Origin of the sequence: Rhizobium leguminosarum bv. viciae USDA 2370, from assembly GCF_002008365.1 — a bacterium.
In the GTDB taxonomy this organism is placed as follows: Bacteria; Pseudomonadota; Alphaproteobacteria; order Rhizobiales; family Rhizobiaceae; genus Rhizobium; species Rhizobium leguminosarum.
In genome coordinates, this window is the sequence record NZ_MRDL01000051.1 from 552,184 (window position 1) to 574,706 (window position 22,523).

Here is a 22,523-nt window from a genome sequence, read left to right on the forward strand (position 1 = left end):
CGCTTTATTTCACTGATCTCATCGCGCAAGATCTCCGCGGGGAATCGCGGGCGGGTGTTTACCGCTCAAGACTTAAAAGGGATGCGCCGTGCCGCTGCAAAGACTTGTCATGCTGATCTTTTTTCTGCAGCCGATAGCCTTTGGCGCCTGGTTACCGCGCATTCCTGATATCCAGGCGAAGCTTGAACTCGGCACCGCCGATCTCGCCGTCGCACTTCTGGGATTGCCGATCGGCACGCTGATCACCCTGCCGTTTGCCGGCCGCCTCGTCTCGCGCATCGGCGGGCGCATGGCGATCATCTATGGTTTCATCTTCTTTCTTGCCGTGGTTTCGCTTCCAGCCTTCGCGCCCAGCGCCATGCTTCTATTCTTCGCCTTGATTGTCGTTGGGGTCGCGCTTTCGACGGTGGAACTCGGTATGAATGTCGAGGCCGATGTGACGGAGAAGGCGACGGGGCTGATCATCATGAGCCGCTGCCACGGCTTCTGGAGCTTTGGCATCATGGCCGGCAGCCTGATCGGCGTTGGTGCCATAGCCATCGGGCTTTCGCCGCACTGGTCGATTCTGATCACGGCGCTCGTCATCCTGCCGGCTGCGCTGATTGCCAGCCTGCGCCTGCCGAAATTGCCGGAAAGTCACCATGCGGAGAATTCGCAGGCAATGACCGGCTTCAAGCTGCCCAGTCTCGCTCTGCTCGGGATCTGCGCCTTCGTCTTCGGCGTGACGATGACGGAAGGTGCGATGGCCGATTGGTCGGCGGTCTACCTCCGCGATGTCATGAATGCAGAAGGCGCGCAAACCGGCCTCGGTTATTCGGTTTTCGCTTTCATGGTTGCGGCTGGGCGCTTCAGCGGTGATTACATGAAAGGCCGTTTCGGCGCGATTGCCATTGCCCGTGGTTGCGGCATCGCCTCGCTTGCCGGCATGCTCGTCGTTCTCCTTGCACCGGCGACGCCGCTTGCGCTACTCGGCTTTGCCGCAGTTGGTGTCGGTGTCTCGGTCGGGTTTCCGCTTGCGGTGACGGCCGTTGCTTCGCTGACTGACCGCCCGCCCGCTTCAAGCGTTGCGACGCTCTCCTTCGCAGCCCTGACCGGTTTTCTCATCGGGCCGCCGATCATCGGCTTTCTCGGCGAACTCCTGGGCTTGCGCGCGGGGCTTGCGGTCTTGCTGGTACCGCTTTTCGTCAGCCTGCTCTGCACACGTTTGCTGATTCCGACGCAGAAGGACATGGCGGGCGACCTCGTCGAGCGCGAGGCGGTGTGAAGCCTTATGTCCCTAGAGCGCAGAGCCGATGCTATAGGGCTGGGTTTCCCTGTGGGTTCTTGAAGGTTTGACGACAACAGTGCCTGCGAATCTGCTACAGACGGGCCGGGAATTTGTAAGGGGAATGGGACGTGCAGGTTGGCATCGATATGGGATTGGCGTCCGGCAGCCCGGCGACGCTCGATATCGAGGAGCTGCTGGCGACCCGTCTGCTCGTGCAGGGCAATTCCGGATCGGGCAAGTCGCATCTGTTGCGCCGCCTGCTCGAGCAATCGGCACAATGGGTACAGCAGGTCATCATCGATCCCGAGGGTGATTTCGTCACGCTCAGCGACAGGTTTGGCCACGTCGTCGTCGACGGTGAGCGCACAGAGGCGGAGTTGGCCGGCATTGCCAACCGCATCCGCCAGCATCGCGTTTCCTGCGTGCTGACGCTCGAAGGCCTCGATCTCGAAGATCAGATGCGTGCTGCCGCCGCTTTCCTCAACGGCATGTTCGATGCCGATCGCGAATACTGGTATCCGGTTCTCGTCGTGGTCGACGAGGCGCAGATGTTTGCGCCGTCGGTTGGCGGCGATGTCTCGGAGGATGCGCGCAAGATGTCGCTCGGCGCGATGACCAACCTGATGTGCCGCGGCCGCAAGCGCGGCCTTGCCGGTGTGATCGCGACACAGCGGCTTGCCAAGCTCGCCAAGAACGTCGCCGCCGAGGCCTCGAACTTCCTGATGGGCCGTACCTTTCTCGATATCGACATGGCGCGCGCTGCCGACCTGCTCGGCATGGACCGGCGCCAGGCCGAGATGTTCCGCGATCTCAAGCGCGGCAATTTCGTCGCTCTCGGACCGGCGCTGTCACGCCGGCCGCTGCCGATCCAGATCGGCGCCGTGGAGACCTCGGCGCGCTCTTCCAGCCCGAAGCTGATGCCGCTGCCGGATGCGCCTCAAGATGTCGAGGACCTGATCTTCACGCCCGATCCGGAGGAATTCCAGCGCCCGCCCGTGCGGCGCGCCCCGCCGGCGCCGCGGCCGACGACCGACATTCTCGCCGAGCTCTCGCGCTCGACGCCGGCGGCATCGGCAGCACCTGCCGAGGCGAGGGCGAGCCAGGTGGAAGTCTCCGCCGAGGAGCGGGAGGAGCGCCTAGCCGGCGTTCTTGCCGAAATACTCGACGATCCCACCTCCGCCTTCCGCACCGATTCGGTGCTCTACCAGGATTTTCTCGTGCGGCTGCGCATGCGCCGCGTGCCAGGACCGCCGATCGCGCTGCCGGATTTCCGTCGGCGGGTGGCGATCTCGCGTTCCGGCGTCGATGCGACGACAGCTGCGACTGTTGCCTGGGCGACGGCACTGTCGCTGTCATCGGGTGTCACCGACGACCTGCAGGGCGTCTTCCTGATGCTCGCCAAGGCCGCCGTCTGCGGCGAGCCGTGCCCGTCGGATGCGCGGATCGCCCGCGCCTACGGCACCCATTCCGCCCGCCGCGCCCGCCGCCTGCTCGGTTATTTCGAGGAGCAGGGCATCATCGTCGTGCACGCCGATTTTTCCGGCAAGCGTATCGTCGCTATCCCGGATATGGACTGCCAGACGGCGCCGGGCGATGCCAACGCCCCCGACACGGGCGACCAGCCGCTGGCGGCGGAATAGTGGCGCTTTCGGGGTTTGCCGCTGTTGACATTTTCATGACGGCCCTCTAAAGACCGCCGCAAGCACCGGGCAGCAATGTCCGGTGTTTCATTTGACATGTCCCGTGGATCGTTCCTGTTCGCTAACCGGAACATCCTGTCAGATCTCGGCAGAGATCAGAGGAGGGCGTGTTTCCTTCGTGCGGTTTGGCAACAAACCGTCATAAACCTTTGAAAGGAAATACGATGAGCAAGCGCGAATCGTCCAAGTACAAAATTGACCGCCGTATGGGCGAAAACATCTGGGGCCGTCCGAAGTCCCCGGTGAACCGCCGCGAATACGGCCCGGGCCAGCATGGCCAGCGCCGCAAGGGCAAGCTTTCGGATTTCGGTGTGCAGCTGCGCGCCAAGCAGAAGCTCAAGGGTTACTACGGTGACCTGCGCGAGAAGCAGTTCCGCGCGATCTTCGCCGAAGCCGACCGCCGCAAGGGCGACACCTCTGAAAACCTGATCGGCCTGCTGGAATCGCGCCTCGACGCAATCGTCTATCGCGCCAAGTTCGTTCCGACGGTCTTTGCTGCCCGTCAGTTCGTCAACCATGGCCACGTCACCGTCAACGGTGTGCGCGTCAACATCGGTTCCTACCGTTGCAAGGCCGGCGACGTCATCGAAGTTCGCGAAAAGTCGAAGCAGTTGGTGACCGTTCTGGAAGCCGTCAGCCTCGCAGAGCGCGACGTTCCCGACTATATCGAAGTCGATCACAACAAGATGGTCGCAACCTTCGGCCGCGTTCCGACGCTCAGCGACGTTCCGTTCCCGGTCGTCATGGAACCGCACCTGGTCGTCGAATTCTATTCGCGTTAATGCATTCGTCTCGCAGTCGAAACCGATTGCGAGACAACAGCATGCGTCGATATACGGAAAGCCGCTCTTTCGAGCGGCTTTTTTGCGATCTGGAGAGAAGCGATGGCAGATTTGCAGGCGATCCTCGATAGCATCTACGCCGATATCCAGCCGCGGATCGGCGAGGGCAAGGTCGCGGACTATATTCCCGAGCTCGCCAAGGTCGACCCGAAGCAGTTCGGCATGGCGATCGTCACCGTCGACGGCAAAGTCTATCGCGTCGGCGATGCCGACACTGCCTTCTCGATCCAGAGCATATCGAAGGTCTTCATGCTGACGCTGGCGCTCGGCAAGGTCGGCGAGGGGCTGTGGAAGCGGGTCGGGCGCGAACCCTCCGGATCGGCTTTCAACTCGATCGTCCAGCTCGAGCATGAGAGCGGCATCCCCCGCAACCCCTTCATCAATGCCGGCGCGATCGCCGTCAGCGACGTCGTCATGGCCGGCCATGCGCCGCGCGAGGCAATCGGGGAGCTGCTGCGCTTCGTGCGTTATCTGGCCGATGACGAGTCGATTACCATCGATGACAAGGTGGCGCGCTCGGAAACGCAGACGGGATACCGCAATTTCGCGCTTGCCAATTTCATGCGCGCCTACCGCAATCTCGACCATCCCGTCGACCACGTGCTCGGCGTTTATTTCCATCAATGCGCCTTGTCGATGAGCTGCGAGCAGCTCGCCCGCGCCGGGCTGTTCCTGGCGGCGCGCGGGAGCAATCCGACGACCGGCCATTCGGTGGTTTCACCGAAGCGGGCGCGGCGTATCAATGCGCTGATGCTGACCTGCGGCCATTACGACGGCTCGGGCGACTTCGCCTATCATGTCGGCCTGCCCGGCAAGAGCGGCGTCGGCGGCGGCATCTTCGCAGTGGCGCCCGGTATTGCCTCGATCGCGGTGTGGTCGCCGGGGCTGAACAAGGTCGGCAATTCGCAGCTCGGCGCCGCGGCGCTGGAAATGCTCGCAGCGCGCACCGGCTGGTCGGTTTTCGGCGATTGATGCTGTGTTGCGAGGCGCGTTTCTGCTAGAGCAAATGTGGAATTTCTGTAGGACGAAGCAATGAATATCGCAGCCAATATCGCCGACGAGTTGGAGAGTGGCGAGGCCGACACCAGCGGCCATGCGCTGTTTGCCGATGCGCCGCGTTCCGTCTCCTTCAACAAGCTGCGCAAGCGGCTGCTGCGGCAGGTGCGCCAGGCCTTCGACGATTTCGACATGCTGAAGGGCCAGAAGCGCTGGCTGGTCGGCCTTTCCGGCGGCAAGGATTCCTACGGGCTGCTGGCGCTGCTGCTCGATCTCAAATGGCGCGGCCTGTTGCCGGTCGAACTCATCGCCTGCAATCTCGACCAGGGCCAGCCGAACTTCCCCAAGCACGTGCTGCCGGATTATCTCACCAAGATCGGCGTTCAGCACCGGATCGAGTATCGGGATACCTATTCGATCGTGAAGGAGAAGGTGCCTGAAGGCGCTACCTATTGCTCGCTCTGTTCGCGGCTGCGCCGCGGCAATCTCTACCGTGTCGCGCGGGAAGAGGGTTGCGATGCGCTGGTGCTTGGCCACCACCGCGAGGACATTCTCGAAACCTTCTTCATGAATTTCTTCCATGGTGGCCGGCTCGCCTCGATGCCGGCGAAACTTCTGAACGACGAGGGCGATCTGATGGTGCTCCGGCCGCTCGCCTATGCCGCTGAGGACGATCTCGCGAAATTCGCCGCCGCCATGCAGTTTCCGATCATCCCCTGCGATCTCTGCGGATCGCAGGACGGGCTGCAACGCAATGCGATGAAGGACATGCTCGCCGATATCGAGCGGCGGATGCCGGGCCGTAAGGAAACAATGCTGCGGGCGCTTTCGCATGTGAACCCGTCGCATCTGCTCGACCCAAAACTCTTCAACTTTTCCACCCTTGGTGTCACCGATCCTTCATGAAACGCCGGCTATGGAGGCTGGCTATTGAATGAAGGCAGGATTTCGCATGACTATTTCAGACCAGGATATTCTCTTTCTCGGCGATTGCGTCAGGGAGGCCGCGCGAGCCGAGATCATGCCGCGTTTCCGCAATCTCGGCGCTGCCGATGTTTCGGAAAAGACTTCGGCAATTGATCTGGTGACGCAGGCGGACGTGCTTGCCGAACACCGGATCACCGCGGCGCTAAGAGAGCGCTTTCCCGCAGCACTCGTCGTCGGCGAGGAGGCTTATGATGCCGACCGGTCGGTCGTGCCGGCCCTTGCCGATGCGGAGCTCGCCTTCGTCATCGACCCTGTCGACGGGACGTTCAATTTCGCCGCCGGGCTTCCCGTTTTCGGGACGATGCTGGCGGTGACGATCAAGGGCGAGACGGTCGCCGGCATCATTCACGATCCCGTTCTCGGCGATACAGTGACCGCGATCAGGGGCGCAGGCGCCTTTCTGACGCGTCGGGACGGGCAGTCGACAAAGCTGAAGGTCGCTGAGCCTGCTAGCCTGAACCAGATGGTCGGTGGCCTGTCATGGAGCCACATGGACGAACCGGATCGCGCGCGTATCTGCGCCAACATGGCAAAGATCCGGATGACCTTCGCCTTCAACTGCTCGGCCTACGAATACTGGATGGTCGCCTCCGGCAAGATGCATTTCATCGGCCATGCGAAGCTGATGCCCTGGGATCACCTGGCCGGCGTGCTCGCGCATCAGGAGGCCGGTGGCCATACGGCGAAATTCGACGGTACGCCCTATCGCCCCGGCGAGACGACGGGTGGCATCATCTCTGCGCCCGACCGGGAGAGCTGGCAGCTCATCCGGCGCGAGATCGTCGGCATCTGATTCAAGGTTCTCCGAAGAGACCTAAGCGTGAGGATTTGACATGACTTCGACTGTTGACGTGAGCGTTCTGGCCGATCTGCTGCGCCGCGCGGCGAAGGCAGAGATCCTGCCACGCTTCCGCCGGCTCGGTCAGGACGATGTGCGGGCCAAGAGCGAGGCGACCGATCTCGTCACCGAGGCCGATGAGCAGGCCGAGCGGATGATCAAGGCGGAAGCTCAGCGGCTCTGGCCGGGCGCGCTGTTCCTTGGCGAAGAATCGGTCGCGGCCGATCCTGATTTGCTCGGCAGCCTCGAACATGCCGATCTTGTGATCGTCGTCGATCCGGTCGACGGCACGTTCAATTTTGCCGCCGGTATCCCGGCCTTCGGCGTCATGGCGTCCGTCATCTCCGGCGGCGAGACGGTTGCCGGTATCATCTACGATCCGATGGGCGACGACTGGGTGATGGCGGAAAAGGGCGGCGGCGCCTGGCTGCGGCGGCCGGAAGGCGGCGCCGAGCGGCTCTCGGTCGCAGCGCCCGTGGGACTGGAGCATATGGTCGGCATGGCCTCGACCGGCTACCTGCCGAAGGAGAAACGCGCCGAAGTGCTCGGCAATCTCGCAAAGGTGCGCTTCCTCACCAATTACCGCTGTGCGGCCCACGAATACCGCACCTTTGCCGGCGGCCATGTGCATTACCTCATGTACAACAAGCTGATGCCCTGGGATCACCTTGCCGGCACGCTGATCTCGCAGGAGGCAGGCGCCTATGCGGCGCGCTTCGACGGCTCGCCCTATCTGCCGCATCATCTCGATGGCGGGTTGCTGATTACCCCCGACAAGGCCTCGTGGGAGGTGCTGCGGCGCGAGGTTTTCACGGTCTGAACAATCGCTCGACCTGCCGCATATTACTGGTAGAGCTTTTCCATGAGAAAGTTTTCCAGGCCTTGCCCACGCTTCTCGACGATTTGCTTCGTTATGACGCGGAACCCTTTGCGCTCAAAAAACGGTCGGGCCGTTCGGCTGGCTTCGATATAGATTCGGCTAAACCCCAGCTTCAGGGCTTCGTCTTCGACCCTGCTCAATAGCCGGCTTGCTATTCCAAGCCCCTGAAACTCGGGGTGCACAAACATCATGTCCAGGCATCCGTCGCCGGTCAGGTCGGAAAACCCGGCAGGCTGTCCGTCAAATTCTGCGATCCAGGCAGGCCTGCTTGTCCTTCGCTCTGCCCATAGTCCGCGATCTTCCACCTTTGCCCAAGCCTGGATCTGAGCGGGTGAGTAGTCTTTCGACGCGACCTCTCGTATGGCGCTCAGAAAAATTTCAATCGTCGCGTCCACGTCGCCTGGCGCGTAAGGCCTGATCAGAATTCGGTCGTCCATCGAGAGCGCCTTTCGCGCAATGCTGCGCCAATCCGATGGATTGAACCATCGATCAAATCGCTGCAGCGCTCACGCTACAGCATCTCAAGAATATGTTCCCATGCGGGTCGTCCCAATTTGGCGTCGGCCTCGTCACTTCCACCATGAGCGCGCAGCGATGATCGGGGGGTGGTTTCGCCCGGCAGCAGAATGCGATGGCCCGCATCTTCTCCCAACACAAGCTGGGTGAGTAAGCCCGAAGCTGCGCGCCGCCGAACAAGTGACGCGGCAAATTTGTCTGATGGCCAGAGCGCGTCATCGCATCCTGCTACGAGCAGAATTTCGGCATTCGTTCTCTCCAAAGGGATAGCCGCTGCTTCGATCTCAGACTCGTGCACCTGAAGGCATCTTTCGAACAGGCCTCGATAGGAGACCAGCTCGTCTCTGTATTCTCGCACCCATTCTGGGTCCGACGAAACAAAGGGAAGCGGTGTGCCTCGCAATGTCCACGACGAGCGTTCCGGCCAGCTAATGCCATCAAGCCCTGGACCAATATTTCCCCACACGACTGACGAAGGGCTCATCGCGACGACCGCGCTGATGCGCGGATCGTATACCGCCGTGAGCAGCGCAGCTTCGGCGCCTTTCGATGTCCCCACCAGGACGATGCGTTTGCAACCGAGTTCGATCAAATAATCAGTAGCAGCGAAGAAGGTTTCCAGCGGCACCTCGCAAATGCTTGGCGCCTGGCCTTCGCCGCCGAACCAGCGAAGCGCGATGACCGTTGCCCCTTGGCTGGCAAACAGCCTGGCACGTGCCACATCCACCCGGCCACTGGAGCCGCCGAGCACCACCACGCCGGTGCCAGTATCTGGTTTGACTTGAAATATCTCGCCCTGCAATGGCGGGGGGAGACGTTGATATCCTGCATCCAAAACTAGGCTCCTTCTTCCAGGGGCATCCAGATTTAGGAACGTGCCGAGTTGCCAACTAATGCAATGCCGCCGGCGATCAATCGCTCCGGCATATTTCCTATTTCAGAAGTGGGCAGCACCCGGATCGAGCTGCGGGCTGTCTCCCGGATGGGTGAAGAGCTTACCGTTCTCAGCCCAGAGGGTTGCTGCGATGGTGACCGCACCGAAGAGGGCGAAGCCGCCAAAGAGCGGCTGCACCGTGCCGTTGAACATCTGGCCAACCAAGCCACCGAGAATGGCGCCGGCCGTCGTCGAGACGAAGCCGGTGATGGCGGTCGCCGTGCCGGCGAGATTGCCCATCGGCTCGAGGCTGATGGCGGTGAAATTGGTGGCGATCACGGCAAACATCATCAGCACGATGGTGAAGATGCCGTAGGCGACGGCGAAATCCGGCTTGCCGGCCAGTGAGAGGAAAAAGCCGGCGGCTGACAGGGCCGTGAAGATCAGCAGGGCGGCGTGCGAGATGCGGCGCATGCCGAATTTGCGCACGAAGAAGCCGTTGGCGAAATTGGCGACGGCGATGCCGCCTGCGGTGGCCGCAAAGGCGATCGGCAGCCAGTCGCCAAGGCCATAGACCTCGCCGAAGACCTGCTGCACCGAGATCACATAGGCGCTGATGACGCCGGTGAACATGGTGAGGCCGATCATGTAACCGCAGGTGATGCGGTTGGTGAGCACGGTCTTGAAGCCCTCCAAGACAGAGCTGACCGACAGCGGCAGCCGCTCTTCCGGTGGCAGCGATTCCTTCAGCCGCAGAAGAGCCCAGACGAACAGGATGGTGGCGATGATACCGAGCAGGATGAAGATCCAATGCCAGTTGGCATAGAGGATGATGAGTTGGCCAACGGAAGGGGCAACGATCGGCACGATCATGAAGACGATCATGACATAGGACATCACGCGGGCCATTTCACGGCCGCCGAAGCAGTCGCGGACGATGGCCATGGTGGTGATGCGCACCGCCGCTCCGCCCACGCCCTGAACGAAGCGCATGACCAGCAGCATTTCGAAGCTGCCGGTTGCTGCTGCGGCAAACATTCCGACAATGTAGCAACCCAAGCCGCCGAGCAGGATGTTGCGGCGGCCGAACGTATCCGAAAGGCTGCCGAAGAAGATCTGCGAGACACCGAAGCCTAAGAAGAACACGCCGATGATGAGCTGGGCGTCGTTGGTATTGGTGACGCCGAGGGAATGGCCGATATTGGGCAATGCCGGCAGCATGCTGTCGATCGCCATGGCGATGCTGGCGGTCATGATGGCGATGGTGACGATGAATTCGCCAAAGCCCATGCCGATGCGGCGAGAGCCCTGGTTTTCCTGGTGCGGTTTATGCGGCGGCGTCATGTGATTGGAAATCCCGGATGCGGAGGAGGGCGGCCGTTCAGACGGCGGGGTTCTGCGATTGGAAGAGGCGACCCTTCTCGGCGATCAGCACGAAGACGAGCCCGATGATCGACACGGTGAAATAACCGGCAACCATCGGCAGCGCCGTGCCGTCGAAGGCCTGGCCGATGCCGGCGCCGATGATGGCGCCGCCGACCGTGCTCATGAAGCCGAGGACGGAAGAGGCGGTGCCGGCGACGTGGCCAAGGGGCTCCATGGCGAGCGAATTGAAGTTCGAGCCGATCCAACCGAACTGGAACATGGCAAGGCCGAAGAAGGAGATGAACAGAGCGAAGGGCATCGGCTCGGTGCTGGCCATCTGGACGATCAGCCAGATGGTGTTGATGGCGATGAAGCCGATGAGCGAGCCGTGCGACAGGCGGCGCATGCCGAGCTTACCGACGAAGCGCGAATTGAAGAAGGACGACAGCGACATGAAGATCGCCACACCGGCGAATGCGAAGGGGAAATAGACGCCGAGATCGTAGATGCCGACATAGACCTGCTGGGCCGAATTGATGAAGCCGAACAGCGCGCCGAAGATAAAGGTGCTGGCAATGGTGTAACAGAGCGCGACGCGATTGGTCAGCACCAGCTTGAAGGCGCCGAAGATCGAGCGGGCGGTAAATGGGCGGACATTCTGCGGATGCAGGGTTTCCGGCAGACGGAGATAGGCCCAGACGGTGATGCCAGTCGCCATGGTGGCGATGAAAAGGAAGATCAGGTGCCAGTTGCCGAAAAACATGACGATCTGGCCAGTGCCGGGCGCAATGACCGGCACGATCATGAAGACCATCATGATCAGCGACATGACCTCGGCCATCTGCCGGCCGCCATAGATATCGCGAACGATGGACACAGTGATGACGCGGGTTGCGGCTGAGCCGACACCCTGGATGAAACGCAGCATCAGCAAGCCGGCGAAGGTGGGGACGAAGACGATGCCGATGGCGGAAACGATATAGATGACGAGACCGACCAGAAGCGGCGTGCGGCGGCCGAAGCGATCGGAGAGCGGGCCGTAGAACAGCTGGGCGCAGCCAAAGCCGAGCAGATAGGTGGAGACGACGAACTGCCGGTGATTCTCACTCTCGACGCCGAGGCTCGCGCCGATCTGCTGCAGGGCCGGAAGCATGATGTCGATCGCCAGCGAGTTGACGGCCATCAGGAAGGCTGCGAGCGCGATGAATTCACGCTTGCCCATGGGCAGGCGGCCCGCGGACACGGCTTGTGATGAATCTGTCACAATGAAATTCCCATAAACAGGTCAAGGCGCTGCTGGCCGCAGCGCCTCGAACTCAAGAAACAGATTTGGAAACCGGGCGGACGTCCGGTGACCGGTCAGGCGGCGCCGCGAACGGTGATGCCATTTTCCTGAAGATGCTGCTGCAGCTCACCAGCCTGGAACATTTCCCGGACGATGTCACAGCCGCCGACGAACTCGCCTTTTATGTAAAGCTGCGGGATTGTCGGCCAGTTGGAATATTCCTTGATGCCCTGGCGGATTTCCGAATCGGCGAGCACGTTGACGCTCTTGTAGTCGACACCGATGTAATCAAGAATCTGCACGACCTGACCGGAGAAACCGCACTGCGGAAACTGCGGCGTGCCCTTCATGAAGAGGACGACGTCGTTGGTCTTGATTTCGTTGCCGATGAATTCGTGAATGCCGCTCATGGGATCTACTCCTTTCAACAGGCGGGTTAAAGGCCCACCGTTTCAATCGTTGCCTTTAGATAGCATGCGACGGCAGGAATTCCAGCCGCCCGAACCAAAAAAAGACCAGTTCGCGCAGGCCGTTGCCGGGGTTGTTGCCGTCGCGTTACGGTCGAATGGCGAGATAGGTCTGAATCTGTTCGATTTCGACATCGGTGAAATGGCTGAAATCCCATTGGGAAACCTGTGTCATCACGCCGAGATCCCGGCCGCCGACGCCCTTGCCGGTGCGCAGCAGCGTCTTGAAATCGGCAGCTGAATAGGATTGCGCCAGGGGCTTAAGCGCCGGCGCCAGGAAGGCTTCCGACTGCTTTGCCGTATCGAGATTATGACAGTGGCTGCAATCGGTCCTGAAGGCGTATTCGCCGATATCGGTCGGACGCGTCGCGGCAGGGGAGACGACGGCAGGCACCAGATCGGCCTCGAAGGGGATCTTGTCGAGCGCCAGGCCGATTCGCCCGAGCGGTCCCCATTGCGTCGTTCCGGCCACAGCATCGGGAAGCTGCTTCAAACTGCGCATCCACGCAATGATCGCCGCCATATCGTCATCGGTGATATTGGCGAAGTTGCTTGCCGGCATGATGAAGGCGCCGGTACCGTCCTTCTTGACGCCATGGCGGATGAGGCGCACGAGTTCAGCATCGCTGTACATGGGCACGAAGCGGGTCAGGTTCGGCGCGACGATGCGGCCGATGCCCGGCTCGTCGATGAGCACGTTGCCGGCATCGTGATGACAGCCGCCGCACATCAGCGTGCGGGCACGACGTTCGGCTTCCTCGGCAGGCAGCGTCGTCTTGACGGTGAAATCGGCAACCGCAACGTCATAGGTCCTGGAAAGGCGCATCTCCGACAGGGCGTAGACGCCGGCGACGGCGATGAGACAGATCGCGACGACGGCCGCGAGAGTGATTTTCAGAATGCGTTTCATCGGTTCAGTCCCCCAGTGTCCCGAAGATGCAGCTTTTGCTCGAAAGATATCAGCTGCGTCGCTGACGGCTGCGGCCAGCGGCGGTGCGGCGCTTGCTGACCTGTTTGCGGGCGGGCTTAGGCTTGGCCGAGGTCGTCTTGCGCGCAACCTTCGTCGTCGCGGCGGGGCGTGTCTTACGCCTCCTGCGCTTCGTCGTGGCGCGGCCGGTGGTTTTTTTCAGGATCTCCTTCAGCACGCTGTCGACGACGCCTGATATCAATTCTTTGACTAGGTCGACCACAAACCCCCTCCGTTCGTGATGGAAACGACATGGATGCTATTGAATTCCGGAAGAGTTCGGTTAGCAAGACGGCTTCGAGACCATAGCTGCTTTTTTGCCCCTATCAGCGGCGCAGCAGCCGGATCGCAGCAACATGCCGGCCATTTGCCCGGCCGGAAGAGTGGAATGAAACTGATCGAGAAGCGGGTCGTCCTGCATTTCACGGGCTTCGAGCCGCTCGACGGCGTTGCCCACAGGGCGCGCTACGAGCGTTCGGCCAGGCAGAGTGCCGCCGTCTGGGGCTATTCGCTTGAAACGGGCGCGCCGGAGGCGGGAAGTGATCCCCTCAGTTTCGTGGTCACGACGGGCGAACGGGCAGCCAAAGCGGCGCCCGCGGCAGCGCCGGTGGCAGCCGACAAGGCGGCGACCGGGGAAGGGACCGGTTCCCACGGCTGGCAGACGAAGAGCCGGATCCACATGGTCGATCACGATACGCTGGTAATCAGGCTGCGCGGCGGAAACACGCTGAGCCAGATCATGGCAGGCTTCCGGAGCTGCGCCGAGATCATGCTCGAAGGCGGCATGCGCGGATATTTCCGCCACGCCTGGCGCTTCGGCCTGTTCTTCCTCTTCCCGTTCCTGCTGACGGCGCTGGCGATCGCACTGACGGCGCAGATTGCCATCCTGCCCTATGGTCTCGGCTTTTCGCCGTGGCACATGCTCTGGAGCGGACCGCTGGCGCTTTGTTTCTTCATCTTCGCCTTCCTGCCGTTTTCCGAACGCTTCCATACGCTGCATCTGTTCGCCGATTGGGCAATGGCCGTGGCGCTCGGCCGCATGGACCGGACAGATTTCAACGACTGGCTGGAAGGCCGGGCCACTGCCGTGCGCAAGGCGCTTGACGAACAGGCGGACGAATATGTGATCTCCTCGCACAGCATGGGATCGAGCGTCGCCGCCCATGTCATCGGCATATTGCTGGAAAGGGAGCCGGAGATCTTCAAGGGCAAGCGTGTGGTGTTTGCCACACTCGGCAGCGCCATCCTGCAATGCGCGCTCATGTCATCGGCAACACTGCTTCGCGCCCGCGTCGGGCTGATCGCCCGCTGTCCCGACATTTCCTGGCTCGATGTGCAGTGCCTGACGGATTCGATCAATTTCTACAAGGTACCGGTCGTTGCCGTCTCCGGCCATACGGATGCGCCTCAGGCGAAAATGATCCTGATCCGCGTCAAGCAGATGCTGACGCGCGAGCACTACCGCAAGATCCGCAAGGACCAGCTACGCGTCCACCGGCAATATGTGCTTGGGCCTGATCTGCAGGCACCCTTCGACTTCACGCTGCTGACATCTGGGCCGATGCCGGCCTCGGTCTTTGCCAATCCCGACGAAAAGAGAATGCCCGGCTGAGGGCCGGGCATCGTCATCGGGATCGCGTCGGGCTCTATTCCGGCGCGGAGGTCTGCAACGCCAGCGCGTGCAGTATGCCGCCCATATTGCCCTTCAGCGCCTCGTAGACCATCTGGTGCTGTTGCACGCGGCTCTTGCCGCGGAAGGCTTCGGCGACGACTTCGGCGGCGTAGTGATCGCCGTCGCCCGCCAGATCGCGGATCGTCACCTTGGCACCGGGAATCCCAGCCTTGATCATGTCTTCGATATCGCCGGGTTTCATGGCCATGATCGTTACTCCTTGCGCATCATTCCGCAGCAAGTTCGCCGCGGCCTTCCATGAAATCAGGGAACCACGATTCATGGGCATCGCGCAATTGCTGAATCGGCAGCGAGATGAGATCGCCGACGATGAGCGCCGTTCCCCCGACCGTGCCGAGACGGCGGAAGGGAACGCCGCCACCTTCTGCATTGACGCAGACGAAATCGGCGACATCGGCAGGCAACGTCAGGACGTAGCGCGCCTGATCCTCGCCGAAGAGCAGCGCATGCGGCGCACCCTTGCCTTCGCTCAGATCAATCGTCAGGCCTTTGCCCGAGGCCATCGCCATTTCGGCGAGCGCCACGGCAAGTCCGCCCGAGGAGATGTCGTGGCAGGCGGTCGCCTGACCGTTGCGGATCACGGAGCGAACGAAATCGCCGTTGCGGCGCTCGGCAAACAGATCCACCTCCGGCGCCGGACCCTCGCGGCTGGAAAGCACATCGCGGAGATAGACGGACTGGCCGAGATGGCTGCCGTCGACGCCGATCATGATGACCTTATCGCCGTCGTTGGCAGCGCCGATGCGAGCCATTTTGCGCCAGTCCGGCAGCAGGCCGACGCCTGCGATCGTCGGGGTCGGCAGGATGGCGACGCCGTTGGTCTCGTTGTAGAGCGAGACGTTGCCGGAGACGATCGGGAAGTCGAGCGCGCGGCAGGCCTCGCCGATGCCCTTCACCGCCTGAACGAACTGGCCCATGATCTCGGGCTTTTCGGGATTGCCGAAATTGAGGTTGTCGGTGGCGGCGAGCGGTTCGGCGCCTGTCGCGGTGATGTTGCGCCAGCATTCGGCGACCGCCTGCTTGCCGCCTTCGAAGGGGTCTGCCTCGACATAACGCGGGGTGACGTCGGAAGAGAAGGCGAGCGCCTTGGAGGGATGGCCGTCGACGCGCACGACGCCGGCATCGCCGCCCGGAAGCTGCAGCGAATTGCCCTGGATCAGCGTATCGTATTGCTCATAGACCCAGCGGCGGCTCGACTGGTTGGCGGAACCGACGAGCTGAAGCAGCGCCTGGCCATAATCCTCGGGTGCGGCGACGAGATTTGCCGGCAGGGGGCCATGCTTGCCGGATTCGCGCCAGGGGCGGTCATATTCCGGCGCCTGGTCGCCGAGATCCTTGATCGGCAGGTTGGCGACTTCCTCGCCCTGATGCATGACGCGGAAGCGCAGATCGTCGGTCGTCTTGCCGACGATGGCGAAATCGAGGCCCCACTTGACGAAGATCGCCTTGGCTTCCTCTTCCTTTTCCGGCTGCAGCACCATGAGCATGCGCTCCTGGCTTTCCGACAGCATCATTTCGTAGGCCGTCATTCTCTCTTCGCGCACCGGCACCTTGTCGAGCTCGAGCAGGATGCCGAGATCGCCCTTGGCGCCCATTTCGACGGCCGAGCAGGTGAGGCCGGCTGCACCCATATCCTGGATGGCGATGACGGCGCCGGTCTTCATCAGCTCGAGGCAGGCTTCCAGCAGGCACTTCTCGGTGAAGGGGTCGCCGACCTGAACGGTCGGGCGCTTCTCCTCGATCGATTCGTCGAATTCGGCCGATGCCATCGTCGCGCCACCGACGCCGTCGCGCCCGGTCTTGGCGCCGAGATAGACGACTGGAAGACCAACGCCCTTGGCTTCGGACAGGAAGATGGCGTTGGACTTCGCAATACCGGCAGCAAAGGCGTTGACGAGGATGTTGCCGTTGTAGCGGGCGTCGAATTCGACTTCGCCGCCGACCGTCGGCACGCCGAAGGAATTACCGTAGCCGCCGACGCCGGAGACGACGCCGGAGACGAGATGGCGGGTCTTCGGATGATCCGGCTCGCCGAAGCGCAGGGCGTTCATCGCGGCAATCGGGCGCGCACCCATGGTGAAGACGTCGCGCAGGATGCCACCGACGCCGGTCGCAGCACCTTGATAAGGCTCGATATAGGAGGGGTGGTTGTGGCTCTCCATCTTGAAGACGACGCAATCGCCGTCATCGATGTCGACCACGCCGGCATTTTCACCCGGGCCCTGGATGACGCGCGGCCCCTTGGTCGGCAGCGTGCGCAACCATTTCTTCGAGGATTTGTAGGAGCAGTGCTCGTTCCACATGGCCGAGAAGATGCCGAGCTCGGTGAAGGTCGGTTCGCGGCCGATCAGATCCAGAATACGCTGGTATTCGTCGGGCTTCAGGCCATGACCCGCGATGAGTTCCGGCGTGATCGGGATGGTGTTTGGAATGGTCATGAGCTCTCGAAAGTCCCTGCCGTTGCGCGTTTTCCGCTCTTTAGCCTATGTAGGGACGGCGCGCGACAGGAAAATGCCCGCCGTCAACAGCGGGCGGTCAACTTCTTCCTGACGATGAAATGCGGTCACTGCCTAGAATTTGTAGCCGATCTGCAGACCGGCGCGTGTCATGCCGTCGTTCGGCCCATCGCAGAGATTGGCATGCGAGGAGTGGGCGATCTGGGCCATGATGTTCCAGTGGGCGTTGAAACGATAGCCGGCGCCCAGATATTCGTGGAAGTGGACGCGACAGCCGAGTTCCGGGCAGTCACCATCGCCCTCGAGATCGCCGGTATGAATGACGCCGCCGAAGCCGGCTTCGGCAAAAAAAGCTTCTCGTTCAAATCGACCGTCCAGGTGAAGCCGGTGAAGAACTGGCTGGCCTCGCCTGACGTGCCGATCGAGGTGCCGAGATGCACACGAGGTGCCATACCCAAAAAACGCAACGGGATCTTTCCGAAGTCGACCTCATTTGCTGTCCTTTGATTCGCGTCAGACGGGAACAACAAGGAGGTAATATGGAGGTTGAGTCGGTGAAGCGCTCCGAATAGGCTCCGGCGTTTTTTCCAAATTATGACGTGTAATTGCAACACGTCATATTTCGCCGTCATAGGCGGAGCCGCCATTTTCCAGCAGCCGGCGCAGGATCATCAAGCCCGAGATCAGTTCCTGCCCCGTCTTCGGCGAGGAAAAACCGATGCGAACGCGATGATAGGGTCTCTCTCCGCGCGCCGACTTGAACTCGTCCTCATCGTCGACGAGCACGCCGTCGCGGAAGGCGGCATTTTTGAATGTGCCGGACATCCAGGGCTCCGGCAGTTTCAGCCAGAGGAAGGGCGCGTGTACGTGCGATTCGAAATCGAAGCCCTGCAGCTGCTCGCGGGCGAGACGGACGCGCCGTGAAAGTTCCTCAACACTTGCCTTGCGGATCTCGTGCGCCATGCCGCTTTCGACGAGGCGCGCGCAAGTCTCGGCCAGGATGAAGGGCAGGCCGCCGGTAATCATCCTATGCGTCACCTTGATGCGCTGGGCAAAATGCGGCGGGCAGGCGACCCAGCCGCCGCGCACGCCGGCGGCGACCGATTTCGACAGGCCGTTGACGAGGAAGGTGCGATCGGGCGCAATCGAGGCGAGCAGCGGCGTATCGTCGTCGGCCATGCCGCCGTAGAGGTCGTCCTCGATCAGCCAGACACTGTGTTTCCTGGCGATTGCGGCGATATCAGCGCGCCGCTCATAGGGCATGATCGCCAGCGTCGGATTGTGGACGGTCGGCATCAGGAAGGCGATCTTCGGATGCTGCTGCTGGCAGAGCCGCTCGAAATCCTCGGGGATCACGCCGAGCTCATCGGAATCGACCGTGAGTGTGCGGCGGCCGAGCAGGCGGGCGCTGCGGCTGACCTGCGTGTAGGTGAGATCTTCGAAGACGATCTTGTCGCCCGGCGCAGAAACGGCGGCGATAACTGATATCGCCGCCGCATGGGCGCCGAGCGTCGGCACGATGGTTTCGACCTCCGGCGTCCAGCCGCTGCGGGCAAGCCAGAGGCGACCGGCCTCGAACCAGTTGCGCGGGAAACTGCGGGAATAAGAGGAGATTTCAGAAAGATGCTGTTCGCCGATCTCGGCGAGAATGCCTGCTATGATCTTGCCCTGGCCGAGATCGGGCGCGGCTGTCGTGTCGAAGCGGATCTTGTTCGCCGGCGCATCCTGGACGCGGGTACCGCCGAGCGAGACGGTCAGCGGATCGATCTGTTCGCCGGGCGCCGTCTCCGAGCGGTTCAGCACATAGGTGCCGCGCCCCACTTCGCCGGCGACCAGACCCCGCTCATGCACCAGCGCATAGGCGCGGCCGATCGTGCCGATCGTCACGCCGATATCATAGGCGAGGTTGCGCTGCGGCGGCAGTTTGCTGCCAGCGGGCAGGGCGCCGCTTGATATGGCGGATTCGATGCTGTCGGCAAGCCGGAGATAGACCGGCCCGGAACCGCGGGAAATATCGGGAAGCCAATTTGTCATGGTGACAATTGTATATATTGGCACATTGTATCGGTCAAGCGTATGAGTCAATTCCAACGGCACGCCGAGAGGATTCCTGGAATGTCTGCCTTGCCTGAGATCAAAATGCCGATTGTACCGATTGTCTCTTATGAAGACAGGAGACAGATTGTCCTTCCCGTCGCGCCCGCCGAGGCGACGACGCGTTTGGGCCGAATCTGGGCTGCCATTCTTCTCTGGCATCAGAAGCGGGAAGGCCGGCGCGCTCTGAGGGGCCTGACGGCGACCGAGCTCAAGGATATCGGAGTGTCACAGTCCGAAGCCGCGCGCGAAGTCGGCAAGTCGTTTTTCTGGGACTGATCTTGCTTTCGAGCAGATCATTCTTTCAGGGCCGATTGGGCGATCAGCTGCAGGCCTTGTTGCCCGCCGACCAGCGATTGACGTCGGTGGTGATGCGGCCGGCGACCGGCTCCTGCATCATCGGCCCGAAGGCCTGCAGGCGCGACGGGCTTCCCTCGGCCTGAACGACCAGTAGCGGCCGGCTTTCCGGGCTGCCCTTGTGGACAAGCAGGATGCGTGGACGGCCGGAGAAGGAGTTGAGCTCCGGCGCCAGCTTATAAGCAGCAAAAGCCGGATCGCCCGATTTGAACCAGCAGGCATTGGCGCCGAGCGCCACGCGTTCCATCGTCGGCAGTGCGGCGCGGTTCGGGCCTGTCGTCGGCGCCGGCGTCTGGCAGGCTGTCACCATGGCTGCGAGAGCGGTCAACAGGGCGGCGTTTGCGAGGCGAGGGCGCATTAATCTTGCTCCAGATCCGGACGGAAGGATTTTCGGGTGCATGCCGTTGCCCAAGACCGCTGCGCGGTTTTTGGGCGACGTGCAGGGCTCAGGCGGCGATGACGTCGAGCGCCGAGGCAAAGAGGCCGCGGCCGTCCGAACCGCCATGGGCGGCCTCGATCAGGTTCTCGGGATGCGGCATCATGCCGAGCACGTTGCCCTTTTCATTCATAACGGCGGCGATATCGTTGATCGAGCCATTCGGATTGGTGCCCTCGGCATAACGGAAGACCACCTGGCCATTGCCTTCGATCGCAGCCAGCGTCGCTTCGTCAGCGAAATAATTGCCGTCATGATGGGCGACCGGGCAGCGGATGACCTGACCCTGCGCATAGGCGCGGGTGAAATCCGTCTCGGCATTGACGATTTCCAGCTTGATCTCGCGGCAGACGAATTTCAGCGAGGAATTGCGCATCAGCGCGCCGGGCAGCAGGCCGGCCTCGACGAGGATCTGGAAGCCATTGCAGACGCCGAGCACCTTCACACCCTTCGCAGCCTTGTCGATGATTGCCTGCATGACCGGCATGCGGGCGGCGATCGCACCGCAGCGCAGATAATCGCCATAGGAAAAGCCGCCGGGAATGACGATCAGATCGACATCGGGGATCTCGGTTTCCGTCTGCCAGATCGTCACCGGTGGCTGGCCGGAGATCTTGGTCAAGGCGGCGATCATGTCGCGGTCGCGGTTGAGGCCCGGAAGTTGAACGACGGCTGATTTCATGGGGTCCCTGCGTTTCGCGAAAGATATTGAACTGGAACGCTTTCGGCGAGCCATACTCCATTGTCGGAGACAAAGAAAGAATGACCCTCTGAAAACATGCGGGCCGCGTCTACGCATAGGATGAGATGTTCACCCTTGCGGCGCATTGCGACGATTTTCGCCGTTTCGACATCTGCTGACAGATGAACGTGGTGCCGTTGCATCTTCTTCAAGCCTTCGCGCTCGATCGACTGCCAGTTCGTCAGAGACGTGCCGTGAAAAAGAGCGGCAGGCGGCTCGAGCTGGTTCAATGCGAGATCGACGTCGACACTATGACCTTGGTTTGCGCGAATTCTATTATCGGCGAGCGAGAAGCGCTTCCTTGGATTGTTTTCGACAATCTCGATGATCTCGGCGCGGGAAACGTCGTATTTCGACGACAACGCTTTTTCGAGTTCGTCGAACGCCACCCAACCCTCGCTATCAAGCGTCAAGCCCGAAGATTCCGGCGCATGACGCAAAACATAGCTCATATATTTCGAGACTTCCGTCTCCAGCTTTGCTTTCATCATGACGCCAAATCCTCAAAGTCCGCCAGACGACGGGTCTGTGATCATCAGTCGATCGCGATTGCGTAGTTCTCGATCACCGTGTTGGCGAGCAGTTTTTCGCACATGGCCTTGAGGTCGGCCTCGGCCTTGCCCTTGTCGGCGCCTTCCAGCTCCAGGTCGAAGACCTTGCCCTGTCTTATATGGCCGACGCCCGAGAAGCCGAGGGCGCCAAGCGCACCCTCGATAGCCTTGCCCTGCGGATCGAGAACGCCGTTTTTCAGCGTGACGGTGACACGAGCCTTGATCACTTTGTCTTTCCTGCCTTACTTGACGAGAACCGGGCCGGTGCCGCGCACGGGCTCGTTTTCATTGATGATGCCGAGACGGCGCGCAACTTCGGAATAGGCTTCGAGCAACCCGCCGAGGTCACGGCGGAAGCGGTCCTTGTCCATCTTCTCGTGGGTTTCGATATCCCAGAGCCGGCAGCTGTCCGGCGAGATTTCGTCTGCAAGGATGATGCGCATCATATCGCCTTCGAAGAGGCGGCCGCATTCGATCTTGAAATCGACGAGCTGGATTCCGACGCCGAGGAAGAGGCCGGTCATGAAGTCGTTGACGCGGATGGCAAGCGCCATGATGTCATCGAGTTCGGCGGGATTTGCCCAGCCGAAGGCAGTGATGTGCTCTTCGGAGACCATCGGATCGTCGAGCGCGTCGGACTTGTAATAGAATTCGATGATCGAGCGCGGCAGCACGACGCCCTCGTCGATGCCGAGGCGCTTGGCGAGAGAACCGGCCGCGACATTGCGCACGACGATCTCAAGCGGGATCATCTCTACTTCCTTGATCAACTGCTCGCGCATGTTGAGCCGGCGGATGAAATGAGTGGGGATGCCGATCTTGTTCAGATGGCTGAAGATATACTCGGAAATGCGGTTGTTGAGGACGCCCTTGCCATCGATGACTTCGTGTTTCTTCTTGTTGAAGGCAGTGGCATCGTCCTTGAAGAACTGGATCAAAGTGCCCGGTTCCGGGCCTTCATACAGAATCTTTGCCTTGCCCTCGTAAATACGGCGGCGACGGTTCATCGTGGTCATTCTCTGTTGTTGGCGCTCTTGGGATAGCGCGAGTGGATCGATCTCGTGGCGTCCCCTTAAAGGAAAAGAGAGGGTTTCACAATCCGCCTGTCGCTCCTTCCCTGGTTTCCGGATTTCGCGGCCCTGGTTTCCAATTTTACGGAATACCGCAAAGAGAATCGAATGAATTCGCAAGACAAGTGTAGCGCCTTTTC

The 22,523-nt window shown here is 61.4% G+C and carries 24 protein-coding genes and 1 pseudogene; 9 read left to right on the top strand and 16 right to left on the bottom strand.

The features are described 5' to 3' along the window. Nucleotides 1-88: 88 nt before the first annotated feature. The 7 genes from BS629_RS29420 (at nt 89) to BS629_RS29450 (ending at nt 7,450) form a co-directional block, all read left to right on the top strand. Nucleotides 89-1,264 (top strand): MFS transporter, encoded by a 1,176-nt coding sequence (locus BS629_RS29420; RefSeq protein ID WP_026188411.1) that lies wholly within the window; start codon nt 89-91, stop codon nt 1,262-1,264. Nucleotides 1,265-1,395: 131 nt separating this feature from the next. Beyond that, on the top strand, nt 1,396-2,907 hold the full coding sequence (locus BS629_RS29425; RefSeq protein ID WP_018242210.1) for a helicase HerA domain-containing protein: 1,512 nt from the start codon (nt 1,396-1,398) through the stop codon (nt 2,905-2,907). 224 nt (nt 2,908-3,131) lie between these two features. Beyond that, nucleotides 3,132-3,749, top strand: coding sequence for a 30S ribosomal protein S4 (gene rpsD, locus BS629_RS29430; RefSeq protein WP_004676212.1), 618 nt, complete (start codon nt 3,132-3,134; stop codon nt 3,747-3,749). A gap of 102 nt (nt 3,750-3,851) precedes the next feature. Continuing rightward, complete coding sequence (locus BS629_RS29435) at nt 3,852-4,781, top strand: glutaminase (protein ID WP_018242209.1); 930 nt, start codon at nt 3,852-3,854, stop codon at nt 4,779-4,781. A gap of 60 nt (nt 4,782-4,841) precedes the next feature. Beyond that, the gene (gene ttcA, locus BS629_RS29440) at nt 4,842-5,711 is read left to right on the top strand and encodes a tRNA 2-thiocytidine(32) synthetase TtcA (protein WP_018242208.1); all 870 of its coding nucleotides are present in this window, start codon (nt 4,842-4,844) and stop codon (nt 5,709-5,711) included. Nucleotides 5,712-5,757: 46 nt separating this feature from the next. After that, on the top strand, nt 5,758-6,585 hold the full coding sequence (locus BS629_RS29445) for an inositol monophosphatase family protein (RefSeq protein ID WP_026188410.1): 828 nt from the start codon (nt 5,758-5,760) through the stop codon (nt 6,583-6,585). A 40-nt stretch (nt 6,586-6,625) separates the two neighbouring features. After that, on the top strand, nt 6,626-7,450 hold the full coding sequence (locus tag BS629_RS29450) for an inositol monophosphatase family protein (RefSeq protein ID WP_018242206.1): 825 nt from the start codon (nt 6,626-6,628) through the stop codon (nt 7,448-7,450). A 23-nt stretch (nt 7,451-7,473) separates the two neighbouring features. Here BS629_RS29450 and BS629_RS29455 read toward each other — a convergent pair whose 3' ends face one another. The 7 genes from BS629_RS29455 to BS629_RS29485 all read right to left on the bottom strand — a co-directional run bounded on the left by BS629_RS29455 (nt 7,474) and on the right by BS629_RS29485 (nt 13,207). Further along, nucleotides 7,474-7,947: a GNAT family N-acetyltransferase gene (locus tag BS629_RS29455; RefSeq protein ID WP_018242205.1), complete on the bottom strand. Its 474-nt coding sequence runs from the start codon at nt 7,945-7,947 to the stop codon at nt 7,474-7,476. 74 nt (nt 7,948-8,021) lie between these two features. Further along, nucleotides 8,022-8,861, bottom strand: coding sequence for an acyl-CoA thioester hydrolase/BAAT C-terminal domain-containing protein (locus BS629_RS29460; RefSeq protein WP_018242204.1), 840 nt, complete (start codon nt 8,859-8,861; stop codon nt 8,022-8,024). A 102-nt stretch (nt 8,862-8,963) separates the two neighbouring features. Then, nucleotides 8,964-10,244, bottom strand: a complete 1,281-nt coding sequence (locus BS629_RS29465; RefSeq protein ID WP_018242203.1) for a multidrug effflux MFS transporter — start codon at nt 10,242-10,244, stop codon at nt 8,964-8,966. Nucleotides 10,245-10,281: 37 nt separating this feature from the next. Continuing rightward, on the bottom strand, nt 10,282-11,487 hold the full coding sequence (locus BS629_RS29470; RefSeq protein ID WP_032980411.1) for a multidrug effflux MFS transporter: 1,206 nt from the start codon (nt 11,485-11,487) through the stop codon (nt 10,282-10,284). Between the two features lie 137 nt (nt 11,488-11,624). Continuing rightward, nucleotides 11,625-11,960 carry a Grx4 family monothiol glutaredoxin gene (gene grxD / locus BS629_RS29475; RefSeq protein ID WP_018242201.1) on the bottom strand — a complete coding sequence of 112 codons (336 nt, stop codon included), beginning with the start codon at nt 11,958-11,960 and terminating at the stop codon, nt 11,625-11,627. 145 nt (nt 11,961-12,105) lie between these two features. After that, entirely contained in the window at nt 12,106-12,927 is an 822-nt protein-coding gene (locus BS629_RS29480; protein WP_018242200.1) for a c-type cytochrome, read from the bottom strand. Between the two features lie 49 nt (nt 12,928-12,976). Beyond that, complete coding sequence (locus BS629_RS29485) at nt 12,977-13,207, bottom strand: hypothetical protein (protein WP_018242199.1); 231 nt, start codon at nt 13,205-13,207, stop codon at nt 12,977-12,979. A 165-nt stretch (nt 13,208-13,372) separates the two neighbouring features. Between BS629_RS29485 and BS629_RS29490 the strand changes: the two genes are divergently transcribed. Next, nucleotides 13,373-14,596, top strand: coding sequence for a hypothetical protein (locus BS629_RS29490; protein ID WP_018242198.1), 1,224 nt, complete (start codon nt 13,373-13,375; stop codon nt 14,594-14,596). A gap of 34 nt (nt 14,597-14,630) precedes the next feature. Here the strand turns inward: BS629_RS29490 and BS629_RS29495 are convergent, their stop codons facing one another. From BS629_RS29495 to BS629_RS29510, 4 genes and pseudogenes are all read right to left on the bottom strand, one after another. Further along, nucleotides 14,631-14,864, bottom strand: a complete 234-nt coding sequence (locus tag BS629_RS29495) for a BolA/IbaG family iron-sulfur metabolism protein (protein WP_003579540.1) — start codon at nt 14,862-14,864, stop codon at nt 14,631-14,633. 19 nt (nt 14,865-14,883) lie between these two features. Beyond that, a complete protein-coding gene (purL, locus tag BS629_RS29500) occupies nt 14,884-17,115 on the bottom strand; it encodes a phosphoribosylformylglycinamidine synthase subunit PurL (protein WP_018242197.1) in 2,232 nt (743 codons plus the stop codon). Between the two features lie 132 nt (nt 17,116-17,247). Continuing rightward, nucleotides 17,248-17,579, bottom strand: a pseudogene (locus BS629_RS38660) (acyloxyacyl hydrolase); the annotation flags it as partial. 169 nt (nt 17,580-17,748) lie between these two features. Then, nucleotides 17,749-19,167: an aminotransferase-like domain-containing protein gene (locus BS629_RS29510; RefSeq protein WP_077988702.1), complete on the bottom strand. Its 1,419-nt coding sequence runs from the start codon at nt 19,165-19,167 to the stop codon at nt 17,749-17,751. Between the two features lie 81 nt (nt 19,168-19,248). Here BS629_RS29510 and BS629_RS29515 point away from each other — a divergent pair, with 81 nt between their 5' ends. Next, nucleotides 19,249-19,506 carry a DUF1127 domain-containing protein gene (locus BS629_RS29515; protein WP_018242195.1) on the top strand — a complete coding sequence of 86 codons (258 nt, stop codon included), beginning with the start codon at nt 19,249-19,251 and terminating at the stop codon, nt 19,504-19,506. Nucleotides 19,507-19,549: 43 nt separating this feature from the next. Here the strand turns inward: BS629_RS29515 and BS629_RS29520 are convergent, their stop codons facing one another. The 5 genes from BS629_RS29520 to purC form a co-directional block, all read right to left on the bottom strand. Next, nucleotides 19,550-19,942, bottom strand: coding sequence for a hypothetical protein (locus BS629_RS29520; RefSeq protein WP_018242194.1), 393 nt, complete (start codon nt 19,940-19,942; stop codon nt 19,550-19,552). 88 nt (nt 19,943-20,030) lie between these two features. Next, nucleotides 20,031-20,702, bottom strand: coding sequence for a phosphoribosylformylglycinamidine synthase subunit PurQ (gene purQ / locus BS629_RS29525; RefSeq protein WP_018242193.1), 672 nt, complete (start codon nt 20,700-20,702; stop codon nt 20,031-20,033). Beyond that, entirely contained in the window at nt 20,699-21,253 is a 555-nt protein-coding gene (locus BS629_RS29530; protein ID WP_018242192.1) for an RNA 2'-phosphotransferase, read from the bottom strand. The genes purQ and BS629_RS29530 overlap by 4 nt, the downstream gene beginning before the upstream one ends. Before the next feature lie 44 nt (nt 21,254-21,297). Further along, a complete protein-coding gene (gene purS / locus BS629_RS29535; RefSeq protein ID WP_018072257.1) occupies nt 21,298-21,540 on the bottom strand; it encodes a phosphoribosylformylglycinamidine synthase subunit PurS in 243 nt (80 codons plus the stop codon). Nucleotides 21,541-21,555: 15 nt separating this feature from the next. Continuing rightward, nucleotides 21,556-22,320 (bottom strand): phosphoribosylaminoimidazolesuccinocarboxamide synthase, encoded by a 765-nt coding sequence (purC, locus tag BS629_RS29540; RefSeq protein ID WP_018242191.1) that lies wholly within the window; start codon nt 22,318-22,320, stop codon nt 21,556-21,558. Nucleotides 22,321-22,523 lie beyond the last annotated feature (203 nt).